Here is an 18,958-nt window from a genome sequence, read left to right as displayed (position 1 = left end):
CGAGTTGAGCGGTGGGGCCGCTATCCGAGGAAGCCTCGGCCTCCCCTGCCCCGTTCGAGCCAGCCTCCGGCTCGCTTGGGCGGCGGCGTCTTCGTTGGTTCGGCCGTAGCTGCTTCTGGCGCGGCTGGTTTCGGGGCCGGGCTTCTCGCGCCCGGCCGGCGCGCTGTGTCAGGAAGCCTTTGAAGGCCGAGCATGTAGGCCGCCGCAAATGCCAGCGCCTCCGCATCCAGAAAGTGGTTGTTGCGGGCCTTGACGATCCACTGATGGCCCCCGCTCGGCTTGCGCACGCGCGCCTCGGAGACGATCTGCCGGCAGTAGTCCTCGGTGATCTCTTGGTAGAGGTGCCAACCGCCGGGCTGGTCCTCCGGCCAACGAAGCCGCTGGTGAACCCACGACTTCATGAAATCACTGTCCAGCCGGACGAGATCGAGGCCGTAGCGCGAGGTCTTGCCGCGCGGCGTCACGTCAATCCGGTTGACCGAGAGAGGCTTGTCGCGATGATCGAAGCCCTTGGTCGCGAACGCTACCCGGGCGTGCCGGCGGCAGAACTCGTAGACGCGATGGTCAGGGACCTCGTCGACCTTGCCAGGCCGGAAGCCAGCATCGATGAATGCCCGCTGGATATGCAGGCCGCCATACTGCGCCGAGAGCAGCTCGGCGAGCTGCGTCCACACGTCGTCGGCTCGATCGCCATCGCCGGCCGCTTCTCCGATGATGCCGGAGGTTTCACCCCACAGCTCGCCCGCGTCGATCAACCAGCTTTCTTGGCGCGCGCCCCAACCGCGCACGACGTAGACGAGCCGATTTTTCTGCACGTCGACGCCGAGGGTCAGGAACACGACCTCTTCGGGGAGATCTCCCTTCGAATAGGGCAACGCAAGCCGGCGCACCTCTTCCCATTCCGGGACATCGCCGCCGTGCGGAGCCCATAGCTCGCCGAACCCGCCGTTGATGACGGTTTTGACCTTCTGCTGGTCCCCGCTTTTCAGCGCGGCGACGTAGTCGGCCGCCCGGTCGCCGAAGGTCGAAAACGGAGAGCAGAGGCCCGAGACCCAAAATGACGCGGTGTCGCTGTCTGGCGGATCGCCGAGGACGCGCCCGCGCTTGTCGATCCGTTGCCCCGGCGCCACGTAGACGCCGGTCGCGTTGAGATCGCGCGTGATCTTCATCGCCTCCTTTTCGTCAGAGGAGCCGATGATGCAGCCGTTACGCGGGCAGATGACGCGCGCGTTCGCGCGAGCGTCGGCCACCGTGACCTGCTTCCAATCCTTGCCGCTCACTTCGAGGCAGGAGAAGCGCGGAATGAAGTAGCCTTGGCACTGCGGACAGCGCCACGCCCAATGATACCGGGTCCCGTCCTGCCAGAGCGCCCAGATCTTGCTCTCCAGGTCGTCAGGATCTTGCTCCGCCCAGAACTCCAGGCCGGTCTCGCTATCGCGCTGCACCTCGGACGGTCCTGCTGACGGGGTGGAGACGATCGCGTGGACAAAATCGCCGTAGGTCTCGCCACGGAGATCGATCAGGCCGAGCGGATCGCCCTGGCCTTTGACGTTCGCCATCAGCTCGTCGGCCTCGTCCGTCAGCGCCAGCGCTGCGGGGTCGGATTTGAGGGCGGTTGAAGAACCGGCGTGGGCGAGGCGGAGCGGGTTCCCGTTGATGACCTTTCGGGACTTGGTCATGCGCTTGCCGCGCGCGACCTTCGACATAAGCGCCGGCGCCTGATCCAGAAGATCGACGACACGCGGTTCCCACTGCTCGTTCAGGAACTGCTTCGTCGGGCCGACGTAAAGGATCGGAGCGGGTGCGCGATCCATCCTCTCCCCGATCAGATCGAGGAGCATCTCGGACTTGCCGCCTTGGGCGAACATCGCCAGGACGCAGCGGGAATAGTTCGCTGCCGCGACCTCGCGGCCGAAAGCGATTGTGTAGGGGGTGAGCGTCGGATCGCGCGGGCCGGGAACGCCCGAGCCGTTCTTATAGGTCCGGTTCGCGGCTCCCCACTCGTCAGGCAACATCCTCGGCGTCGGCTTCGAAAGCTTCGCCGCCCGTTCGAAGAGCAAGTGCCCTTTTCGCAAGCGTTGCGCTGACGCGGTCGAGGATACCATTCACGTTTTTCTCTATCTCTCGGCGCAGCGGGAGATCGTTCCGAGCGAGACGCGCCGGCAGACCGGACAGCTCGGAGCGGTACATGCCGACGATCTCCTCGACGACGCCGATCGCGTCCTCGGTGTCGCAGATCCGATGCTCCTTTTGAGCGATGCGAAGCTCGATCTCGCGTGCCCGCGCCTCGCCGACCTTGCTCGCCGTGGCGCTCTTTGAAGAGCGGCGCTCCTCGTCCTTCAGGAACCGGATGTAGCCCTGCACGACACCGCGCTTGCTGTAGCGGTTGGCCCGGAGCTTGGTGATGTAGCCAGCCTCAACGAGCTGCCGAATGCGCTCCTTCGAGACCATGATCAGCTCGGAAGCGTCCTGAAGGCCGCATTCGTCTGACGAGATGTGAGCGACGTACTGCTGGATCAGTCGGCCGGCCGGGTACGTCCCGCCCTCGGTGCCTGGGATCACCCCCTGCTGCGCAAGCCGCTTCAGCGTTTCGGGCGTCGTCGCGAGAAGTGCGGCCGCTGCCTCCGGCGGAAGACGACTTCCCTCCGGCTCGGCAGCCGCCTTTGCTGACGTGCGCGCCATCGGCCTCAACCACCCTCACACAAAAAGATTGTAAATTTACACCCGTCACCTTTACAGGTCATCGGATTTGGGTTGTATTCAGACAACGGCGATTGGAAACCGTTTGGATTGAAGGAGACCGAAATGCAGACCAACCTCACCAGCGCGCAGATCTCGACCCTCTCGGGCATCCTGACAAGCGGCCGGGTGGCGGCACGCGCGGCGACGAAGGAGGTTGCGGTGAAGCGCTTCCTCGCCATCGCGGAGATGAACGGCGTCGAGAATGCCCCGGACCTTCTCGCCATGACCTTCGAGGTCGCGAAGCCGACCGTCGAGCTTGTGAAGAAGGCGATCGACGAGCGGGACGCGGCTATCACCGCCGACGCCCAGCCCCCCGCAGAGGTCGCCCCCTTCGCGCCCGCGCCGTCCCAGCCGTCCCCGGGCCTCGCTCGTCTCCGCGCAGCCAGGAATGCCGAGGAACTTCGCCGCGAGACGGCGGCGGCGGCAGCGCAGGCAACGGCACTCGCCCCTCTGGTCGGCAATCCGAGCGCGCGTAGGGCCGCCCTCGAACTCGGCCGGATGGCAGAGCCCAAGCCAAGCCGCGCAGCCAAAGCTCCGAAGACCGAGAAGGTCGAGGGCGAGAGCGCTCGCACCAAGCTCGACACCACCGCGACGATCGCGGCGGTCGTCGCGAACCCGAAGCAGCCCGGCTCGCGGTCGCACGCTCGCTTCGCGCTCTATCGCGCCGGCGCCACCGTCCAACAGTTCATCGATGCTTGCGTCGCCGCCGGCTTTCCGGCTCGGGAGGCCAAGGCCGACCTGAGTTGGGACCGCAGGAAGCAGTTCATCACCATCGCCTGATCGATCTCGCGATCGGCACCGGCCCCGCCTCAACGGCGGGGCTCGTTCATTTGATGATCTTGAGAACCATCCCGTAGTCGTTGATGCCCTCGGGTACGACGATCCCCTCGGCCCTCACAAGCTTGCGGGCCTTGAACGGGGCGTAGTCGACGTGATGGTGCCACCGCTTGAAGCGCCAGGCCATCTTCGCAACGTCCGGGTGGACATCGCAGAGCATCCGCGACTTGGCGACCGTGCCGGTGTCCGAATACTTCTGCCCCTCCCGCTTCGTTCCCTCCGCGAGATAGAACTCGTCGGTGTTCCCGCCGGGGAGCTTTTGCGTCTCCATCTTCTCCTGCAGAAAGGCGTTGAACTGGATCGTGGTCCAGCCGGCCTTGAGCATGTCGAGCGAGAGGATCGTGTCCTCGTTGTATCGGCCGCGCCAGCGGAACGGCACGTCGTTCCTGATCAGGTTGCAGGAATAGATCCGCGTCCCGGTCACGAATGGCGGCATGGCGGTCTTGCGCGAGGCGAACATGAAATAATTCGGCCCAGCCATCGCTACATTGCTGTACCGGAGCGCGAAGTCCTCCATCACCCGGAAGATCGTTCCATCCGAGACCGGCACCTTCAGGTTCCGGTTGAGCCGATAGAACCACTTGATGTTGTCGTCGATCACCCAATGCCAGGCATGGCCGGCGGCGATTGAATGCTCCCACGCGAAGTTGCGCGCCGGCCCGGGGCCGGTGCTCTTGGAGAGCCCCAGATCATCGCACAGCTCGTAACGATCCTTGAACGTCAGATCCATTTCGAGGACCGTCGCGTCCAGCTTCATTTGGTCTACGGCGCGCCGGTAGTCGTCGGATTGCTGAGGCTCGACGACGAGGAAATGCGGCACGCCGAGCGTCGTCAGAACCTTCGACGTGATCATGTATTTGTGCCGACCCTTGGTCGGGATGTAGACCGGAAACTGCGGCTGCGTCAGGCTCATGCCGTGATGTGCTTGACCGCCCACATGACGGCTTCCTCGGTCTTGGTCTTGGCGATGCTCAGCTCGCGGCTCCCACCGAGAGCTTCGATCAGGCTGAGAAGCTCTGCGCCCTTGTCTTTGATGGCGACCATCGACGCTTTCTCTTCGTCCGACAGCACGCGGTATTGATGGCGCACTGCGTTGTTCGCGGTGCGATCATCCGAAGCACTTCCGACCGTGGACATCAGCTCATTTCTCTCTCTTTTTGCGCGCTGTAGCGCTTGTCGGCATAGGTCTCGATCTCGATCTCGGGATACCAAGCGAAGCGGGTCTTCTCGGTGATCTTCTGCCCAATCAGCGCGGCGAAACGATCGACAGCGGCCTGGTCCGGGAAGTGGATCGGGAGCGTTCGGAATGCCGTCTTGTCGGTCTGATCGAACTCCGGCATCCCGTTCCACTCGTCCTTGGGATCGGAACCTTCCCCGCCGTGAACGATGCGGTCGAGTTCGAGCGCCGAGAAGCCGATCAAGCCGACATCGAAACCGCCAAGCGCCAGCTCCCCGAGTTCAAGCTTCAGGAGGCTCTCGTCCCACTCGCCGTTCTCGGTGAGCTTGTTGTCGGCTATCGTGTAGGCCCGGCGCTGCTCGTCGGTCCAGCCCCGGGCGACGATGACCGGGACCTCTTTCATGCCGAGCAGTTGAGCCGCGAGCAGCCGGCCGTGGCCCGCGATAATCGTGCCATCCTCGGCCGCAAGGATCGGGATCGTAAAGCCGAATTCCGTGATCGAGGCGGCGAGCTGCTGGACCTGCGCCTTCGGATGCTTCTTCGAGTTTCGAGCGTAGGGGACGAGGTGCTCGACCGCCCACATCTCGATTTCGGTGGCCGGCACCCCCGGCTTTTCAGCCGGGGCCGGCGAGGACGATCGTGCAGCCATGCAGGGCCTCGGTCATGCCATCAAAACAGGAACACGCAGAGCTGAAAAGCGCGCAAATTCCGCGCTGCCGCCGCCGCGCGGGGCCGCCGCCCCTGGATAGGACCCAAGGCCCCGGGGGGGTGTTGCGGATCGGCAACGATCGGAACCGCCTCGGGACACCTCGCGGGCAGCGTGGCAGGGGGCGTGCACGGCGGTCAGGGGCGGACGGGCTAGGGACGAGGCGTGCGTCGGGCCTTGGGCTTGGGCACGGCCTCAGACACGTCGGCCGACGTGGTCTCGAAACGCGGCTTGCCTTGGTCGTCGGGTTGAGCGCGCCAGCCTTCGATCAGGATCAGGTCGGGGTCGTCGTCATGGATCGAGAAGCGGAAGAACACACAGCCTTGGACCGAGGCGGCTTGCCGAGCGTCGTTCCACCAAGCCTTGGCCTGCTCGGTGCTCTCGACCTTGGTCTGTCGGACGTAGACCGGTTCATCGCTCATTGGGTCGCCTCGCTTCGCTAGGGGCTCGGCATCGACGGGGCTGGGGGCGGGACGCCCCCGCCCGGGAGCCCCGGGGCATATGTCTTTGGTCTCTCCTCGGCGTGAGAGAAGAGAGTTCGTCGGGGCCGAGGTTGCGAGGTCGCGCTCTGCCCTAGCCGGTTGGCAATAGACGGGCGAGGCGGCGCGAAATCGAGGGCTCGATGATCGAGCCGATGCCGGTCTTGAAGGCGACCAGCGATTGATCAATGCCAAGCTCTTTCGCGACCGAGGGACCGAAGAGCTGGCGCATGCCGCCCTTGGCTCCGCCACGGATCGCACGCGGGCCGCGAGGCCCGACGAACGAGCGCTGGAACGCGTGCATGTTCCCCCAGACCATGGCCGAGACGGCGGCCTCGGGGGTGTCGCGGATCGGCCCGAACTGGCCGGAGGCGTTGCGGGGCTGAAGTTGCCAATGCTGCCGGGGGCTCCACCGGACAAGCGCCCGCTTCGACCGCGACATCCTCACCGGGAAGTCAAAGATCGGTAGACCCTTGCCGTTGCCGTAGATCGTGAACGAGAGCCCGCCGCGATCGAGCTTCGACGGCGTCCGCAGATTGATCGGGGCGGCCGACTTCGTCCCCATTTGGGTCCGCAGCGCTCGCCGCACGCTTGTCCTGAGCTTGAGGCCGCCATCGCTCAGCCCGTTGGCAAGCTCTTTGGAAGCCTGCGCCGGCATCTCGCGAAACGCCCGCTGCCAGGCCGCAATCGCGTTGTTCCCGAGCCGGATTTCGAGTTCCACCAGCGCCTCTTTTCGGCTGAAAAATTCGCCTTTTCCGATCCCAAACCGGAACCCTCGGCGAACAGGTATCGCTCGCCGAGGGCTGTCACAGATCCGAGAGGAAATAATCAAGGGGGGCAGGGAGCGGCCCGGTCAGGGTGGAGCGCGATCCGTCCTTGATTGAGCGCGAGAATGGGGTGGATTTGTCTCACCCGTCAACGGACATTTCCCACCATTCGTTGGAATTATCCTTCACTGTCAACGCTTTGCGGTGAGCCGCCAGCAGCTTGAGAATTCGAAAATTTTCGCGCTCAACCTGCTCATCTTCCAATCAAAATGGACTTTTTGATCGACGCGCATCGCCGAAAGCGGCCCTGCTTCGCGGCACAGTCATCCTTGCATTTTTTCCGATCAAACTTCAACGCGACCCGTTGTATTTCGCTTTTTCTGATTGTAAGAATACAACGATTGAACAACGGAGGTCGCAGATGGAAGTCAGCTTCAAGCGTAGCGAGGAAGAACGGCGAATGACCCGCCGGGCCGTCCGGCGGGCGCGCCGGCTGGGCCTGATCTTCGAGGGCTACGACCGGGTGCATTGCGAGATGGATCTCACGGCGACGAACGCGAACGGGACGCCCCTCGCCTTCGACCGGCTCCTCTCCTTCGACGATTTCGACTTCACCCACGACATCACCGGCATCGCCCGACACCTGGACCGGACGACGGGGAAGCTCGGCGACAACTTCCGCCCGCGAGCCTCAGAGAGGGCCGCGTGATGGCAAAGCTCTCTCGCAAGAAGTGGCCGACCCTCGCCGAGGCTTGGGACAACTACGGCCATCAGATCGCCTTCGACGATCTCGCCGACGCGAAGGTGCGCAGCGATGGCGCCTACGTCGTCCTGGCTTGGAAAGCCGGCGACGGCTTCTGCGTCGCCGACCTCGCCTATTCGCCGTTCAATCGGTCCTGGGAAATGCAGAACGACAGCAGCGACCAGCTGACACCCGCGCAATGGCGCGCCCTCTACATCGTCCCGGAATGCGACTGGTGGCGGATCAAGGGAGAAGCCTGACCTCGGCCTAGCGCCGGTCTCGACCGAGGCCGGCGACGGGACGCGATCATGCGTCGAAGGAGATCCACCAATGCTCCCCTACCTCTTCGACTGCGAGAGACACCCATTCTCCTCGGGATGCTTCGCCGGCTTCCTCTGCGTGAGCGTCTTCGTGAGCCTTCTCACCTTCCTCCCGACGATCCCCTGACCGCGACCTGATGCCGACGCGCGCCGGCGGCATCGAGACGCGATCAGGCGTTCAACGGAGGGCATGCAGATGGGGTTCGCACTTAAGGCCGAGATCGTCGAGCGGCCGGCAACCGACACGATCCACACCGAGGCTGCAATCGCGACGGCCGAGCCGCGCGTCGTGAAGGTCGATCGTGGAGAGGGCGAGGTCTTCACCAGTTACGTCCGGCTCGGCCTGCAAGTGGCCGGCTTTTACAGCTTCGCGGACGCGGAACGACAGGCGGTTCTCTTCGAGGTCCTCCGGGAGTGCTCGACCGTCGACGAGGCCCGCAGCCTTCGCGACCGCCTCAACGCCCATTCGGTCGCCCTCTGGTGATCCTGGCTCCCTGCCGGCGCCAGCCGCCGGCAGCGGGACGTGATCATGCGTCGGTTTTCAGGAAGGGATTTCCCATGGACGTAAAGGTGCTTGGTCCGTTTTCAATGGCGGACCTGATCGGCGGCAGCAACGGCGGCAACGACCCGCGTCCGAAGCCGCAGAACCGGCCGATCCACGAGGCGCAGGTCGAAACGCTGCGCGAGTTGTTCGCCCGCTATCAGACCGAGAAGCCGTTTAAGGTCGGCCAGTTGGTCACCCCACGCGCCGGCTTCAATCTTCATGGCGTTGGCGAACCGTGTGTCGTTCTGGAGATGGTCGGCTTCGACGAGGCGCTTACCTCAGACGAAGAATTCGGGTCTCCGGGCTTCGGTGCGCGGCTCGACCTGCGGATCGCCACGCTCGCCAACGGTTCGCACGGCGAGCACGCCATCATGGCCTATTGGAACGAGAGCTGGCAGTTCGAGCCCTACACCGGCCCGGGAGCGAGCGTCGCGGAGGGCCAGGCCAATGGCTGAGCCCGGCAGCATCGAGGCGCTGTTCGAAGCGGCCTGACCGCAGCGCATAGCCGGAGGGGCCTCTCCTCCGGCTTCCGGTGCGATCAAGCGCCTTGGAGAAAGTCATGAGCAACACAGCCCTGCGCGCGATCCTGACGGAGATCGCCGCAGCAACGATCAAGCCGCAACCTCCGGCATCTACCGCGACGATGGAAGACTGGCGCAATCGGCAGATCGAGCGCTTCCGGCGCAAGGGTGCCGAGGCGCTCGCGCTGCTCGATCAGGACGGCGGCGACGCAGATCGCGGCGGCTGGCGTCCGATCGACAGTGAGGCCAAGAGCGGCGCGATCGTCGAGGTCTTGACCGAATACAACGGCTCGGGGCGGAAGCTTCTCGTTCAGACCGCACGGTACATTGGGGGCGACTTCTCCCTCATCGACGAAGACGGCGACGAAACCGGTAGCAACTATCTCATCCCAATCGCTTGGCGGCCCGCACCGGAACCGACGCGGCCGACGCTCGAATACAGCGGTGGGGTCGTTCAGCTCAACGATGGGCAGGCGCGGGGCGTTCGGGCAATCCTTGAGGAAGACGACCCGTTCTCTCTCGCTACAGCATTTCGCTGGAGTGACACCCCGCAAGGGAGGGATTTTTGGGAAGGGGAGAGCCATCGCGACAGCCTCTCCGATACCGCCCGCGCAATCCTAACGGCCTCCCTCCGAGCCCACTATGAAAGCGTCGGCGGCGGGCTCCGGTTCTTCGAGGGTGGCGAGCAGATTTCGCGCGGTATCCTCATCGGCGAGTATGGGCCGACCAAACTCGCCGATGCGTTTTCCTGGTCGAGCGCTCCGCAAGGAACCGCATTCTGGGACCGCGAAGGCGGACGGAGCGCGCTGTCTGACGAGGCGCGCCGCATCCTCGTCGCCGCGCTCTACCTGCACGACGCCAAGGGAGAGATCTCGTGACGTCCAGCCTGCCTCTCCCACGCGCGACGGTCGAGGACATCGTCCGCTTCCGAAACGAGGCGATCGAGCTGTACGGCGTCGCCTATGAGAAGATCGCCGAAGCACAAGCGGCGGTCGACGCGGCGGCTGGCATGGCGCGGCGCGCTTCGCCAGGTGTCAACGGCTACAAATACGCGCAAGCCGACGAGGTCGCGGCGTTTCGGAACGCCGTGTCGATGCCAGAGCGCGAGCGCTATCTCCGCACGGCGCGCCGCCTGATCGATATCGATGTCTGGGCTTATGTCGTCCAGCGCACCGACCTTGAACGTCTGATGGACGCGGAGGCGAAAAAGAAGCTCCGCGACCAGATGGCCTACATCCCGGAGCGCGTCAGCCGCGACGGGGAGATCATCAACCGCGACGAGATCGCCAAGGGCCTGCCCGAGCCGACCGTCGAGAACATCACGGCGACGATCGAGCAGTTCATGGCCGACGCCGGCACGATCTTCCGGCGCGGGCTCGCGAACGTCTTCTCGCGGCTCGATCGCCGCTTCCGCTCCCATGACGGCTTCAAGGTCGGCAGCCGCGTCATCCTCACCCGCGTTTTCAGCGAGTGGGGGCGCTTCAACTACGGCGAGACGCGCGACAAGCTCCTGGACATCGAGCGCGTCCTTTCGGTCCTCGACGACAAGCCGGAGGCGTCGTTCACCTCGGCACTCAATGCCCTTGACCACGATCGTCGGGGCGGCGGCGCGCGGCAGAGCGAGGTCGACACCGAATACTTCCTGATCCGGGGCTTCAAGAACGGGAACGCCCACCTGTGGTTCAAGCGCGACGACCTTCTGGAGAAGGTCAACAAGCTCTTGGCCGAATGGTACGGCGAGGTGATCGGCGACGGCCAGGCGCAGGAGGCGGACCCGCTCAACGAGGTCAAGACGACCCCGGCGCGCCGGTATGGCTTTTTCCCGACGCCAGACCTTGCCGCAGCGAAGATCCTCGGCGAACTGCCGATGGTCGTCGACAAGGGACAGCCGCCGCTCCGCGTTCTTGAACCCTCGGCCGGAACCGGCAACCTCGCCAGGCTCGCCGCTGCCGAGCAGACCTCATGGGCCTGGGAGGGCAGCGAGCGCGTCTCCTTCTCCTGCCGCGCCATCGTCGACTGCGTCGAGATCCAGCCGCATCTCGCCGCCGCCCTCGAAGCGGAAGGCATCTATGGCCGTGTGTTCGCGCGCGACTTCCTGACCCTCTCCCCGGACGTGACCGGCCCTTACGACCGGATCGTGATGAACCCGCCGTTCGATCGGGAGCGGGACATCGACCACGTCAACCACGCGCTGAAGTTCCTTCGGCCCGGCGGCCTCCTGATCGCGATCATGTCGGCCGGAACCGAGTTCCGCACCACGCGCAAGGCGGTCGCCTTCCGCGCGCTGATGGAAAGCCTTCGCGCGGAATGGCGCGACCTTCCTCCGGGCTCGTTCTCCGAGGTCGGCACCAACGTCAACACGCTGTTCGTGAAAGTGAGAAAGCCCTGATGGCTCGCGTTCTTATCGGCTGCGAATTCTCCGGCATTGTCCGGCGAGCGTTCGCAGCTCTTGGCCACGACGCGTGGTCAAACGACCTCCTGCCGGCGGAGGATCGCAGCAACAAGCACTTGATCGGCGACATCCGCGAATTCCTCGACGACGGGTGGGATCTGCTCTTTGTCGCCCATCCGCCTTGCACGCGGCTCTGCAACAGCGGCGTGCGCTGGCTCTCGGAACCTCCGACCAAGCTCGCCGCCGAGCACTACAGCGCCGCCGAGGCGGCTGCCTATGAAGAGATGTCGCGCGACGAGCGGCTCGCCTTCATGTGGCGAAAGCTGGACGAAGGCGCGGAGCTTTTCTCCGCCTGCTGGAATGCGCCGATCGAGCGCATCGCGATCGAGAACCCGGTGATGCACCGACACGCGAAGGAGCGGATCGTCGACTTCCAACCGGCCGCGCAAACGGTGCAGCCGTGGTGGTTCGGAGAGCCCGCGTTCAAGGCGACCGGACTGTATCTCCGCAACCTTCCGCCGCTCGTCGCGACGAACAAGCTCACGCCGCCCAAGGCCGGCACGCCCGAGCACAAGGAATGGTCGAAGGTCCACCTGATGCCGCCCGGTCCGGCGCGCTGGAAAGAGCGGTCGCGGTTCTTCCCAGGCATCGCGAACGCCATGGCACAGCAGTGGACGGATCACGTCGAGCGGCTCGCGGAGGCGGCATGACCGGGAGGAAGAGCATTCTGGAATTCCTGTTCAACAGTCCAGCGGAGGAGGCGTGATGGGCTGGCTGGCAGAAGAAATCCTGTTCTGGGGCGCGATCCTTGGAGCCGTGTGCGGGGTGCTCGCTGCGGCCGGCGTCGATATCGTTCACCTTCTTCTCGGAGCTATGTCATGACGAGCAAAATCGTAAGGCTTGAGCGGTGCGCTCATTGCGGGATCAGCCTCGAACTCGACGCCAAAGGCGAGACCGCGCAGCACCCGGGAGATGACTGCGTCCTGTCTCAACTGGTCGTTCTCGCCGAAGCGTTCCCCGCCTGGAACCGCCGCGCCTCCCCGGCCGCGCCAACCGTGGCAATCAAGCCGCTGGAGTGGACGCAGCGTCCGCCGCCGGCCCATGACCATGAACCGTTCGTCTATTGGGCCGCCGGCATCGGCGGCCACTATAAGGTCGAGCCAGACGGTACGCTCTGGATGGCCCACGATGCGTTCGTCTGGGAGCAGTATGGATCTCAGAAGGAAGCGAAAGCCGCTGCCCAAGCCGATCACGATCGGCGCGCCTCGGCTCTGGTCGAACCCGCGCCAGCCGTGGCGGTGCCGGAAGTGGCCCGTGTGGCTCTGGCCGCACTCGACAACTATGCCGATCCGACCGGCTATACCGACAGCAACGGCGAGCAGTACGAAGCGGGCGAAGATGTGCACCCCGGGCTGCTGGCTAAAACTGCCGCCGCTGAGATCCGCGCCATCCTCGCCGCCGCCCCCACGCCTCCCGCAGCCGAAGCCGAAGCCGAGGATGCGGCGCGCTCGATCGCCAAGATGATGATCGAGTGGTTTGCGGGGCCGAGGCCGAACAACGAGGACATGATCACGGCGTTGATCCTCAAGAGGCTTTCCCGCTTCACGCCTCCCGCAGCCGAAGCGCCAGGGCAGGAGCCGGTGGCGGTCAAGGCGTTGGAGTGGTATGGACCATCTGGGCACGGCGTTGACCCATATTTCTGGGCGGTTGGCGCGCGAACGGAAACCAAGTCATACCGGATCGACTGGACAGGCTATGGCCGAGGGCACACAGATCACAAAGGCCCGTACACCGTAGATGGTCTGGGGAGTTTCCGCAGCATCAACGCCGCCAAGGCCGCCGCTCAAGCCGACTTCGAACGGCGCATCAGCTCGGCTCTCGTCTCCGCCCCTCCCACCTACGCAGACGCCGAGGCGAAGGGGTTCGAGCGGGGGATCGAGGCGGCGGCGAAGTGGCATGACGAGAAGGCAAGGTGGAACCGAGGGCATCTTGCCGGAGGAGGCCGCGCCAACATGCACGAACACTACGCCTCGGAGATCCGCTCTCTCGCCTCTCCCGCGCCGAAGGGAGAGACGTGATGGGAGCCGATCGCTTGACGCCCGCCGAGCGCGCGTTCTGGAACGCTGCTGTCGACTTCCTGAACCGACGCGTCAAGGTCGAGGACACTCTGCTCGCTGTCGCCGCAGGCAAGCGCGGGCCGATCGAGGCGGAAGAGGCAAAGGCTCTAGCCGTCCGGCTGGGGGTGCCGACGCAGCCAGGCGAGCCGCCGCTGGAGATCCTCTACACGAACTGGCGCGGAGAGAGCCACCTGCGCACGATCATCCCGCGCGGCGTCTGGTACGGCGCGACGGAATGGCATCCCGAGCCACAATGGCTCCTCCGCGCCTTCGATATTGAGAAGCAGGCCGACCGTGATTTTGCGATGATCGAGTTCGGCGGCTCTTAGCCAGCGCTCCCTCTCCGACCCCGCCGCGGCGATTTTGCGGAGCCGCGGCGGCTGAAATCCGGCCCGTCCCGCTCTGCCAGAATGTCGGCCTCCTCTGCGGCCTTGATAAGAGCGGCGCGCACCTCGATCGGATCTCCATCGTCTTCTAGGGCCTTGAGGCAAGCGATCTGCGCGGCGCGGTGCAGCGGGGTCGAGACGAATTCGGGCGGCCATCTTTCGAGCAACCATTCGGCGGCGCGGACCACGTCGGCAACGACCTCAGTTGTGCCGAGGCTTCGCCATAGATGAACCGGCGGAAAGCTGCGCATTCCCCCGAACATAGTGCGGCGGCGCTCGGCCGACAGAGGTGCTAGTTCAAGCCTCGGGAGATCTCCGCCATAGCCTCGTCGCGCGTCATCTTCAGATAGAAGCTTTGCACGTCGTCCGCGAGCTGCCCGGTCGTAAAGACCTGCGTCAGCACGCCGCCGGACCCGACCGCCTCGTGCTCGACCAGCGCCACGATGTGGCGAATTGCGATGCTGACCTTCATGTCGTTCTGGTCGCTTCCGACGAGGAACATCCGCGCTCATCCCCTCTTGAGATAATTATTCTGTATTGACGATTTAGGCTGGACAGCCCAGATAGCTCACTAGAAAGTGGGCTCATGAAAATCGTATGGGACACCACGAAGCGCGAAACGAACCTTGCAAAGCACGGTCTCGACTTCGCTGATCTGACCGAGGAATTCTTCCTCGGCTCGACCGTTGTCCCGGCGAAGGCCGACCGCTTCATGGCGATTGGCGAACACGAGGGCGAAATCGTCGTCGCCGTCGTCTTCCGCCCGCTCGGCTCCGAGGCAATCTCGGTGATCTCGATGCGGCCGGCAAGCAAGAAAGAGAGGGAAGCCCATGGCTAAAGCAAAGCACCCGGCGCTGACCGAGGCTGAGATCCAGCAGCGTATCGCGAGCGACCCGGACGCCCCCGAGGCGACCGACGAGCAGCTTGCACAGGCCCGCCCGTTCGCCGAGGCGTTCCCTGAGCTGGCGGCGTCGATCCGGCGCGGTCGCGGGCCAGGCGTCAAGGCGAAGAAGGAAGTGGTGACGCTTCGGCTCGACCCCGATGTCATCGCACACTTCAAGGGCGAAGGCTCCGGCTGGCAGACCCGTATCAACGACGCGCTGCGAATGCTGACCAAGGTCGGAGACAGCGGCGGATGGGTCCACCGCGACGCTGACGGTAGATTTCACAGGATGAAGCGGCCCTCGCCTTCAAAAAAGAGGGCATGATATGACCGCTCGGCCGGCACAATACGCGCCGTGCGCGATCGGCTTGCACGTCTGCGGCATGTCCGATGACGAGACCGAGCCGGTCACGGTCCTCAACCACCCGACGCGCACCGCCGCCGAGGCGCGGCGGCTGTTCTATCGCGCCAAGGCGGAGTGCCAGATCGCCGGAGAGGAGCCGCGTTCCCTCGTCGTCGACTTGTGCCTGGGCGCGAACGAACATGGCGCGGATGACTTCAGCATGTCCCGGCAGATGCTGGATCGCCTGAGAGCGATCGTCGAGGAGGGGCAGGCGTGATCGGCTTGGTCCTTCGCCACGAGCCCGGCGCGGCCGGCAGCGAGATCTATCGCGTCTGGAATGGAGAAGAGCGCGTCGGAACCATCCTGCAGGAGACGGTCGGGCTGACGACGTTCTGGCAGTGGTCGATCTCCGGCATCGAGGAAAGCGGCCTGACCACGGTTCAGAAGTATGGTCGCGAGGATAGCCGCGACGAGGCCGCGAAAGCCTTCCGGGCGGCGTTCGAGCGGATCATGGAGCTGCCTCACCATCGGCCGGGCGAGTATCCGCACAAGACATGGTGACCGCCTCCGCCGGGGTGCCGGCGGCGGCCCCTCAACCTTCCCGCGACGGCGAGCGAGACTTCAGATAGCAACGTTGATGATGGTCATCGCAGTAGCTTGAGCCGACCCGCGCTGTCGCACCGCAGAACAGTGCGTCGATACCCTCTCCGCTGATCACGTAGCGGCAATCGAACAGCGCCAGCATCGAGAGCGGCCGAGGACCTTTCCCGAGGCCATACTCGGACACGGCTCGGCCAGCCTGAAAGTCGGTCAGCATCTCCAAGTCGAAAGTCGGGCGCGCCTCGGGCGGGTTCGCCGATGGCGCGACCTCCGGGCGCTGCTCTGTAACTTTGATCGCTTTGGTCACGTCAGGCCCGTTCTTCTGGCCCTTCTTTTTCCCCGAGTTCTGAGGCCGCACGCGTCGGCCCGGAACCGGAACTGACGCGCCGGCCCGGCGGATCATGCGATGGCGGTCGATGACGCCGCAGATTGCGTTCCGAGAGAAGCCGCCGGCGATGGTTTCGGAGATCTGTCGCGCCGACTTTCCTTCGGCGTAAAGTCGCCGGACCTCATCGATCTGCTCTTCAGTCCATCTCGCCATCAGACTTCAACCTCGACACCATCTTTGTTGAGAGCTTGAGCGATCAGCGCCAAGGCTCGATCGCGGTCGCGGTAGGCGGTTGCCCGCGACCACCCGCGCTTCTTGCAGGCGCCATCGAAGGGCGTGCGATAGGCTTTGCAGCGCAGATAGACCGCAAGCACGCCCCGCACCTCGGCTGCCTCCGCCAGGTAACGGACAGGCCAGCGGAGCGCCGCCTCCATGAGCGAGATGTCCCGGCTCGTCGCCCGGATACGCCCACGGTTCCGGGCGACGGCGTCGAGTTCCCTCGTCTCTTCGTCCATCTGGATCTGCGCGGCGAACGCCTCCGCCTCGCTGTGGACGTATCGCGGCATGCCCGAGCCGTAGCCCTTCGGGCCGACCGGCCCGGCGATGCTGTTGATCAGCCTGGCGGCCCCCACCAGCCTGCGCTCGACGAGCTTCGGGACCCAGATGTCGGGGTCCATGCCATAGACCGGAGCGATGCCTCGCCGGTCGTCCAAGTCTTCCAGTGTTTCGTCGTCCAGTACTCGCATCTGCGGCATGGCACGCCCCCGTCTTCTAACCGATCAAGTCCTGAATGCTGTCGTCTGTGTCCGCATACGCTGAGGCTTGGTCCGCTTCGAAGGGCGGTTCTGGGCGCTGGTCTGGCGCGTTTGTCCGATCGTAGGTTTCCGGGAAGCCAAGCACGGCCTTCCCCGTCCACCACACGAACGGCTCCGATCGACCGATGATGTTGAACTTCAAGAGGCTCTCGCCGGCGCGCTTGATCTGCTTCCTGATCGCATCGGCGCGGCGCTTCTGCGCCTCTTCGTCGTTCTCTTCGCCGATCTCGATCAGCGCGATTGCCTCGAAAGCCTTCTTCCAATGGGAAGCCCGAACGACCTTCGTGCCAAGGGGCAGCCGGAGGGAAGATGGCGCCTGCTCTCCTTGGGTGCGGAGCGCGTCGAGCAGCGCACGGAACACGACGCTTTCGTTCACGCTGAGCTTGAAGCCTTTCGCTCGCTCCTCCACCGCCTTCGCCTTCTGGCCCACGTCGACCACGACGCAGCTCGTGATAGGGCGAGGCAGATCGTCCGGGTGAGCGCCGGGCCGAGAGCCAATCTCGATGCTCATCAGCTCGAAGCGGAAATTGATCCCGTCAGCATCGTCTTTCTGCTTGTCGAGGGTGACGGTGCGGACCTTGGTCGTCTCGTCCCGGGTGACGAAGATCGCCTGGTCGAGGTTCGAGATGATCGAGGTATGCCCCCTGAGCTTCGACCCTTGCGCGTTCATGTGGTGGACGAGGCAGACGTGCGCCCCGGTCTCGCGGTTGATCCGGTCGATGTTGTCGAGGACCGCGCCCATGTCCTTCCCGCTGTTCTCGTCGGCCGCGCCTTGCGCGGTCGCGAGCGTGTCGATGAAGAACATCGCCAACGGATATTCGGGATAGAACTGGCAGATGGCCTTGATCTCCTCGATCAAGGCCGCCGTGTCCCCATCGGCCCGGTAGAGGTCGATCTTGCTCTGCAACAGCACGAATGGGACATCTTCGTCGGCTGGCACCCCGAAGTGCTTCCGATAGGCGCGCAACCGCTTCTTCACGCCGCGCGCGCCCTCGCCGGCTTGATAGATCACGAGGCCGCGCCGAACCGGCCGCCCGAAGAAATCGACGCCTCGCGCCACCGACATGCCGGCGTGGATCGCGAGGAAGCTCTTGCCGGACTTCGACGGCCCGCCGATGACGCTCTTGTCGCCTACGGTCAGAAAGTCATCGATCAGGTATTCGTGTTCAGGACCAGGCGCGTCGAGATCGCGCCAGCGCAACGCACCGAACCTGGAGATGAACCGTGGCTGCGGGCGGGCCTCAGGCGGGCGCACCGTCAAGGCCAGATCATAGAGCTTCTCGGCGCTGCCGCCGGCCATGATCCAGTCCCAAGCATCCCCCTTCAGCGGGAGCCCGGGAAGATCGAGCAGCCCGACCGCCTTCGCTACCGGCCTGAGCTTCCCGAACACGGCCTCGGCGTGGTCGATGCCGGCGCGCTTCGGCCGCCCGTCCGCATGGAACAGAGGTTCGCGCGTCGCCTTGTTGATCGCCTGCGGATCGTTGTCGGGGATGATGACGACATCCGCGCCGACGAAGAACGGGGTCAGCTCGTCCCACCACTTTCCCGCCCCCATGGGGTTGCAGGTCGCCGGGACGCCAAGCTCCCACAGCGCGTCGGCAGCCTTCTCGCCCTCAACGAAGAATATCCGATCTCCGCCCTTCACCGCCTCGATCAGGTCTGGGAGGCGGTACGGCACGATCCGCGCGCCGGCGAGGCTATAGACCCATCCATCGCGCACCTTCTCAGGATCGTCGTCGGGCCTGGCAACTCGGCGCTGTGAATAGGTCTTTTCCGGCTTCCCATCCTCGCCGACCCGCCAAGTCTTGTCCGGCAAGCGGAACTGGAACCGTATCGTCTGATACAGGACCTTGCCCGCCTCATCGACGTAGTCCCACGTCCTGACCAACTCCTTGCGCGCGCCGTCGTCAGGCTTATCGGCGGCGGGCTGCGTCTGCTGCCGCCGCACCGGCTGCGCCGCCGGCTGACGGCGCTCTGGCGCGGCGCGGCGCTCGTATTTCGGATCATCCTCGATCGGGAAACCGTGGCTGCGCAGCCATTCGATCCCATCACGACCCTTTAGGCCGACCTCGCGCTCGATCAGCCACAGCACGCCGCCGCCGACGTTCTCGCCGTGGACGAAGCAGAGCCCCTTGACCGGGTTGACGGTGCGGCCATCCCCGAACCGCTGCTCGGTCTTCGTCCCGCCGGCGCGCGGCTTCCCCCAGAGGAGTTCCGCGACGCCCATGATGTGCTGACCGAATTGATCTTCCAAGATGA

General features: G+C 64.9%; 25 protein-coding genes and 1 pseudogene. 14 read left to right on the top strand and 12 right to left on the bottom strand.

Annotation, left to right across the window (positions count from 1 at the left end; genetic code table 11):
• Positions 1-20 precede the first annotated feature (20 nt).
• Both WFK98_RS21680 and WFK98_RS21675 read right to left on the bottom strand, forming a co-directional pair.
• On the bottom strand, positions 21-2,060 hold the full coding sequence (locus tag WFK98_RS21680) for a terminase gpA endonuclease subunit (protein WP_336801708.1): 2,040 nt from the start codon (positions 2,058-2,060) through the stop codon (positions 21-23).
• The gene (locus WFK98_RS21675; protein WP_336801707.1) at positions 2,005-2,682 is read right to left on the bottom strand and encodes a hypothetical protein; all 678 of its coding nucleotides are present in this window, start codon (positions 2,680-2,682) and stop codon (positions 2,005-2,007) included. Before WFK98_RS21675 ends, WFK98_RS21680 begins: the two co-directional genes overlap by 56 nt.
• 123 nt (positions 2,683-2,805) lie before the next feature.
• Here WFK98_RS21675 and WFK98_RS21670 point away from each other — a divergent pair, with 123 nt between their 5' ends.
• The gene (locus WFK98_RS21670; RefSeq protein ID WP_336801706.1) at positions 2,806-3,522 is read left to right on the top strand and encodes a hypothetical protein; all 717 of its coding nucleotides are present in this window, start codon (positions 2,806-2,808) and stop codon (positions 3,520-3,522) included.
• 46 nt (positions 3,523-3,568) lie between these two features.
• Here the strand turns inward: WFK98_RS21670 and WFK98_RS21665 are convergent, their stop codons facing one another.
• The 5 genes from WFK98_RS21665 to WFK98_RS21645 all read right to left on the bottom strand — a co-directional run bounded on the left by WFK98_RS21665 (position 3,569) and on the right by WFK98_RS21645 (position 6,662).
• Positions 3,569-4,492, bottom strand: coding sequence for a hypothetical protein (locus tag WFK98_RS21665; protein ID WP_336801705.1), 924 nt, complete (start codon positions 4,490-4,492; stop codon positions 3,569-3,571).
• The gene (locus WFK98_RS21660) at positions 4,489-4,716 is read right to left on the bottom strand and encodes an Acb2/Tad1 domain-containing protein (protein WP_336801704.1); all 228 of its coding nucleotides are present in this window, start codon (positions 4,714-4,716) and stop codon (positions 4,489-4,491) included. The genes WFK98_RS21665 and WFK98_RS21660 overlap by 4 nt, the downstream gene beginning before the upstream one ends.
• The gene (locus WFK98_RS21655) at positions 4,716-5,405 is read right to left on the bottom strand and encodes a ParB/Srx family N-terminal domain-containing protein (protein ID WP_336801703.1); all 690 of its coding nucleotides are present in this window, start codon (positions 5,403-5,405) and stop codon (positions 4,716-4,718) included. The genes WFK98_RS21660 and WFK98_RS21655 overlap by 1 nt, the downstream gene beginning before the upstream one ends.
• Before the next feature lie 209 nt (positions 5,406-5,614).
• Complete coding sequence (locus WFK98_RS21650) at positions 5,615-5,884, bottom strand: hypothetical protein (protein WP_336801702.1); 270 nt, start codon at positions 5,882-5,884, stop codon at positions 5,615-5,617.
• 151 nt (positions 5,885-6,035) lie between these two features.
• The gene (locus WFK98_RS21645; RefSeq protein WP_336801701.1) at positions 6,036-6,662 is read right to left on the bottom strand and encodes a hypothetical protein; all 627 of its coding nucleotides are present in this window, start codon (positions 6,660-6,662) and stop codon (positions 6,036-6,038) included.
• Positions 6,663-7,129: 467 nt separating this feature from the next.
• Between WFK98_RS21645 and WFK98_RS21640 the strand changes: the two genes are divergently transcribed.
• The 9 genes from WFK98_RS21640 (at position 7,130) to WFK98_RS21600 (ending at position 13,673) form a co-directional block, all read left to right on the top strand.
• A complete protein-coding gene (locus WFK98_RS21640; RefSeq protein ID WP_336801700.1) occupies positions 7,130-7,417 on the top strand; it encodes a DUF6874 family protein in 288 nt (95 codons plus the stop codon).
• Complete coding sequence (locus WFK98_RS21635; protein WP_336801699.1) at positions 7,417-7,710, top strand: hypothetical protein; 294 nt, start codon at positions 7,417-7,419, stop codon at positions 7,708-7,710. Before WFK98_RS21640 ends, WFK98_RS21635 begins: the two co-directional genes overlap by 1 nt.
• Before the next feature lie 256 nt (positions 7,711-7,966).
• Positions 7,967-8,254 (top strand): hypothetical protein, encoded by a 288-nt coding sequence (locus WFK98_RS21630; protein WP_336801698.1) that lies wholly within the window; start codon positions 7,967-7,969, stop codon positions 8,252-8,254.
• Between the two features lie 74 nt (positions 8,255-8,328).
• Positions 8,329-8,769: a hypothetical protein gene (locus tag WFK98_RS21625; protein ID WP_336801697.1), complete on the top strand. Its 441-nt coding sequence runs from the start codon at positions 8,329-8,331 to the stop codon at positions 8,767-8,769.
• A gap of 104 nt (positions 8,770-8,873) precedes the next feature.
• Complete coding sequence (locus WFK98_RS21620) at positions 8,874-9,713, top strand: hypothetical protein (RefSeq protein ID WP_336801696.1); 840 nt, start codon at positions 8,874-8,876, stop codon at positions 9,711-9,713.
• Positions 9,710-11,224: a DUF4942 domain-containing protein gene (locus WFK98_RS21615; RefSeq protein ID WP_336801695.1), complete on the top strand. Its 1,515-nt coding sequence runs from the start codon at positions 9,710-9,712 to the stop codon at positions 11,222-11,224. Before WFK98_RS21620 ends, WFK98_RS21615 begins: the two co-directional genes overlap by 4 nt.
• A complete protein-coding gene (locus WFK98_RS21610; RefSeq protein WP_336801976.1) occupies positions 11,224-11,937 on the top strand; it encodes a hypothetical protein in 714 nt (237 codons plus the stop codon). Before WFK98_RS21615 ends, WFK98_RS21610 begins: the two co-directional genes overlap by 1 nt.
• A gap of 168 nt (positions 11,938-12,105) precedes the next feature.
• Positions 12,106-13,305 (top strand): hypothetical protein, encoded by a 1,200-nt coding sequence (locus WFK98_RS21605; protein ID WP_336801694.1) that lies wholly within the window; start codon positions 12,106-12,108, stop codon positions 13,303-13,305.
• A 14-nt stretch (positions 13,306-13,319) separates the two neighbouring features.
• Positions 13,320-13,673, top strand: a complete 354-nt coding sequence (locus WFK98_RS21600; RefSeq protein ID WP_336801693.1) for a hypothetical protein — start codon at positions 13,320-13,322, stop codon at positions 13,671-13,673.
• Here WFK98_RS21600 and WFK98_RS21595 read toward each other — a convergent pair.
• Both WFK98_RS21595 and WFK98_RS21590 read right to left on the bottom strand, forming a co-directional pair.
• A complete protein-coding gene (locus WFK98_RS21595; RefSeq protein WP_336801692.1) occupies positions 13,670-13,981 on the bottom strand; it encodes a DUF982 domain-containing protein in 312 nt (103 codons plus the stop codon). The two genes, WFK98_RS21600 and WFK98_RS21595, sit on opposite strands and share 4 nt — an antisense overlap.
• Positions 13,982-14,022: 41 nt before the next feature.
• Positions 14,023-14,232: a hypothetical protein gene (locus WFK98_RS21590; RefSeq protein ID WP_336801691.1), complete on the bottom strand. Its 210-nt coding sequence runs from the start codon at positions 14,230-14,232 to the stop codon at positions 14,023-14,025.
• 84 nt (positions 14,233-14,316) lie between these two features.
• On the opposite strand from WFK98_RS21590, the gene WFK98_RS21585 reads away from it, so the two are divergent.
• The 4 genes and pseudogenes from WFK98_RS21585 to WFK98_RS21570 all read left to right on the top strand — a co-directional run bounded on the left by WFK98_RS21585 (position 14,317) and on the right by WFK98_RS21570 (position 15,517).
• On the top strand, positions 14,317-14,568 hold the full coding sequence (locus WFK98_RS21585) for a BrnT family toxin (protein WP_336801690.1): 252 nt from the start codon (positions 14,317-14,319) through the stop codon (positions 14,566-14,568).
• Positions 14,561-14,836: pseudogene (locus tag WFK98_RS21580) on the top strand (BrnA antitoxin family protein); the annotation flags it as partial. The gene WFK98_RS21585 and the pseudogene WFK98_RS21580, both read left to right, overlap by 8 nt.
• Before the next feature lie 103 nt (positions 14,837-14,939).
• Positions 14,940-15,233 carry a hypothetical protein gene (locus tag WFK98_RS21575; RefSeq protein WP_336801689.1) on the top strand — a complete coding sequence of 98 codons (294 nt, stop codon included), beginning with the start codon at positions 14,940-14,942 and terminating at the stop codon, positions 15,231-15,233.
• Entirely contained in the window at positions 15,230-15,517 is a 288-nt protein-coding gene (locus tag WFK98_RS21570) for a hypothetical protein (protein ID WP_336801688.1), read from the top strand. Before WFK98_RS21575 ends, WFK98_RS21570 begins: the two co-directional genes overlap by 4 nt.
• Before the next feature lie 31 nt (positions 15,518-15,548).
• Here the strand turns inward: WFK98_RS21570 and WFK98_RS21565 are convergent, their stop codons facing one another.
• From WFK98_RS21565 to WFK98_RS21555, 3 genes are read right to left on the bottom strand one after another with little or no spacing between them, the layout of a single operon-like run.
• Positions 15,549-16,097, bottom strand: a complete 549-nt coding sequence (locus WFK98_RS21565; RefSeq protein ID WP_336801687.1) for a GcrA family cell cycle regulator — start codon at positions 16,095-16,097, stop codon at positions 15,549-15,551.
• On the bottom strand, positions 16,097-16,639 hold the full coding sequence (locus tag WFK98_RS21560) for a hypothetical protein (RefSeq protein ID WP_336801686.1): 543 nt from the start codon (positions 16,637-16,639) through the stop codon (positions 16,097-16,099). Before WFK98_RS21560 ends, WFK98_RS21565 begins: the two co-directional genes overlap by 1 nt.
• Positions 16,640-16,655: 16 nt before the next feature.
• Positions 16,656-18,953: an AAA family ATPase gene (locus WFK98_RS21555; protein WP_336801685.1), complete on the bottom strand. Its 2,298-nt coding sequence runs from the start codon at positions 18,951-18,953 to the stop codon at positions 16,656-16,658.
• Positions 18,954-18,958 lie beyond the last annotated feature (5 nt).

This window comes from Kaistia sp. MMO-174, from assembly GCF_037147815.1.
GTDB classification, from domain to species: Bacteria; Pseudomonadota; Alphaproteobacteria; order Rhizobiales; family Kaistiaceae; genus Kaistia; species Kaistia nematophila.
Note: the sequence above shows the minus strand (reverse complement) of the source record. Positions and strands in the feature narration are given on the sequence as shown.

Bases quoted from the DNA above. Each gene is read 5' to 3' on its own strand.
- WFK98_RS21675 (WP_336801707.1), bottom strand. From the start codon at position 2,682: ATGGCGCGCACGTCAGCAAAGGCGGCTGCCGAGCCGGAGGGAAGTCGT.
- WFK98_RS21670 (WP_336801706.1), top strand. From the start codon at position 2,806: ATGCAGACCAACCTCACCAGCGCGCAGATCTCGACCCTCTCGGGCATC.
- WFK98_RS21665 (WP_336801705.1), bottom strand. From the start codon at position 4,492: ATGAGCCTGACGCAGCCGCAGTTTCCGGTCTACATCCCGACCAAGGGT.
- WFK98_RS21660 (WP_336801704.1), bottom strand. From the start codon at position 4,716: ATGTCCACGGTCGGAAGTGCTTCGGATGATCGCACCGCGAACAACGCA.
- WFK98_RS21655 (WP_336801703.1), bottom strand. From the start codon at position 5,405: ATGGCTGCACGATCGTCCTCGCCGGCCCCGGCTGAAAAGCCGGGGGTG.
- WFK98_RS21650 (WP_336801702.1), bottom strand. From the start codon at position 5,884: ATGAGCGATGAACCGGTCTACGTCCGACAGACCAAGGTCGAGAGCACC.
- WFK98_RS21640 (WP_336801700.1), top strand. From the start codon at position 7,130: ATGGAAGTCAGCTTCAAGCGTAGCGAGGAAGAACGGCGAATGACCCGC.
- WFK98_RS21635 (WP_336801699.1), top strand. From the start codon at position 7,417: ATGGCAAAGCTCTCTCGCAAGAAGTGGCCGACCCTCGCCGAGGCTTGG.
- WFK98_RS21630 (WP_336801698.1), top strand. From the start codon at position 7,967: ATGGGGTTCGCACTTAAGGCCGAGATCGTCGAGCGGCCGGCAACCGAC.
- WFK98_RS21625 (WP_336801697.1), top strand. From the start codon at position 8,329: ATGGACGTAAAGGTGCTTGGTCCGTTTTCAATGGCGGACCTGATCGGC.
- WFK98_RS21620 (WP_336801696.1), top strand. From the start codon at position 8,874: ATGAGCAACACAGCCCTGCGCGCGATCCTGACGGAGATCGCCGCAGCA.
- WFK98_RS21610 (WP_336801976.1), top strand. From the start codon at position 11,224: ATGGCTCGCGTTCTTATCGGCTGCGAATTCTCCGGCATTGTCCGGCGA.
- WFK98_RS21605 (WP_336801694.1), top strand. From the start codon at position 12,106: ATGACGAGCAAAATCGTAAGGCTTGAGCGGTGCGCTCATTGCGGGATC.
- WFK98_RS21595 (WP_336801692.1), bottom strand. From the start codon at position 13,981: ATGCGCAGCTTTCCGCCGGTTCATCTATGGCGAAGCCTCGGCACAACT.
- WFK98_RS21590 (WP_336801691.1), bottom strand. From the start codon at position 14,232: ATGTTCCTCGTCGGAAGCGACCAGAACGACATGAAGGTCAGCATCGCA.
- WFK98_RS21585 (WP_336801690.1), top strand. From the start codon at position 14,317: ATGAAAATCGTATGGGACACCACGAAGCGCGAAACGAACCTTGCAAAG.
- WFK98_RS21575 (WP_336801689.1), top strand. From the start codon at position 14,940: ATGACCGCTCGGCCGGCACAATACGCGCCGTGCGCGATCGGCTTGCAC.
- WFK98_RS21565 (WP_336801687.1), bottom strand. From the start codon at position 16,097: ATGGCGAGATGGACTGAAGAGCAGATCGATGAGGTCCGGCGACTTTAC.
- WFK98_RS21560 (WP_336801686.1), bottom strand. From the start codon at position 16,639: ATGCCGCAGATGCGAGTACTGGACGACGAAACACTGGAAGACTTGGAC.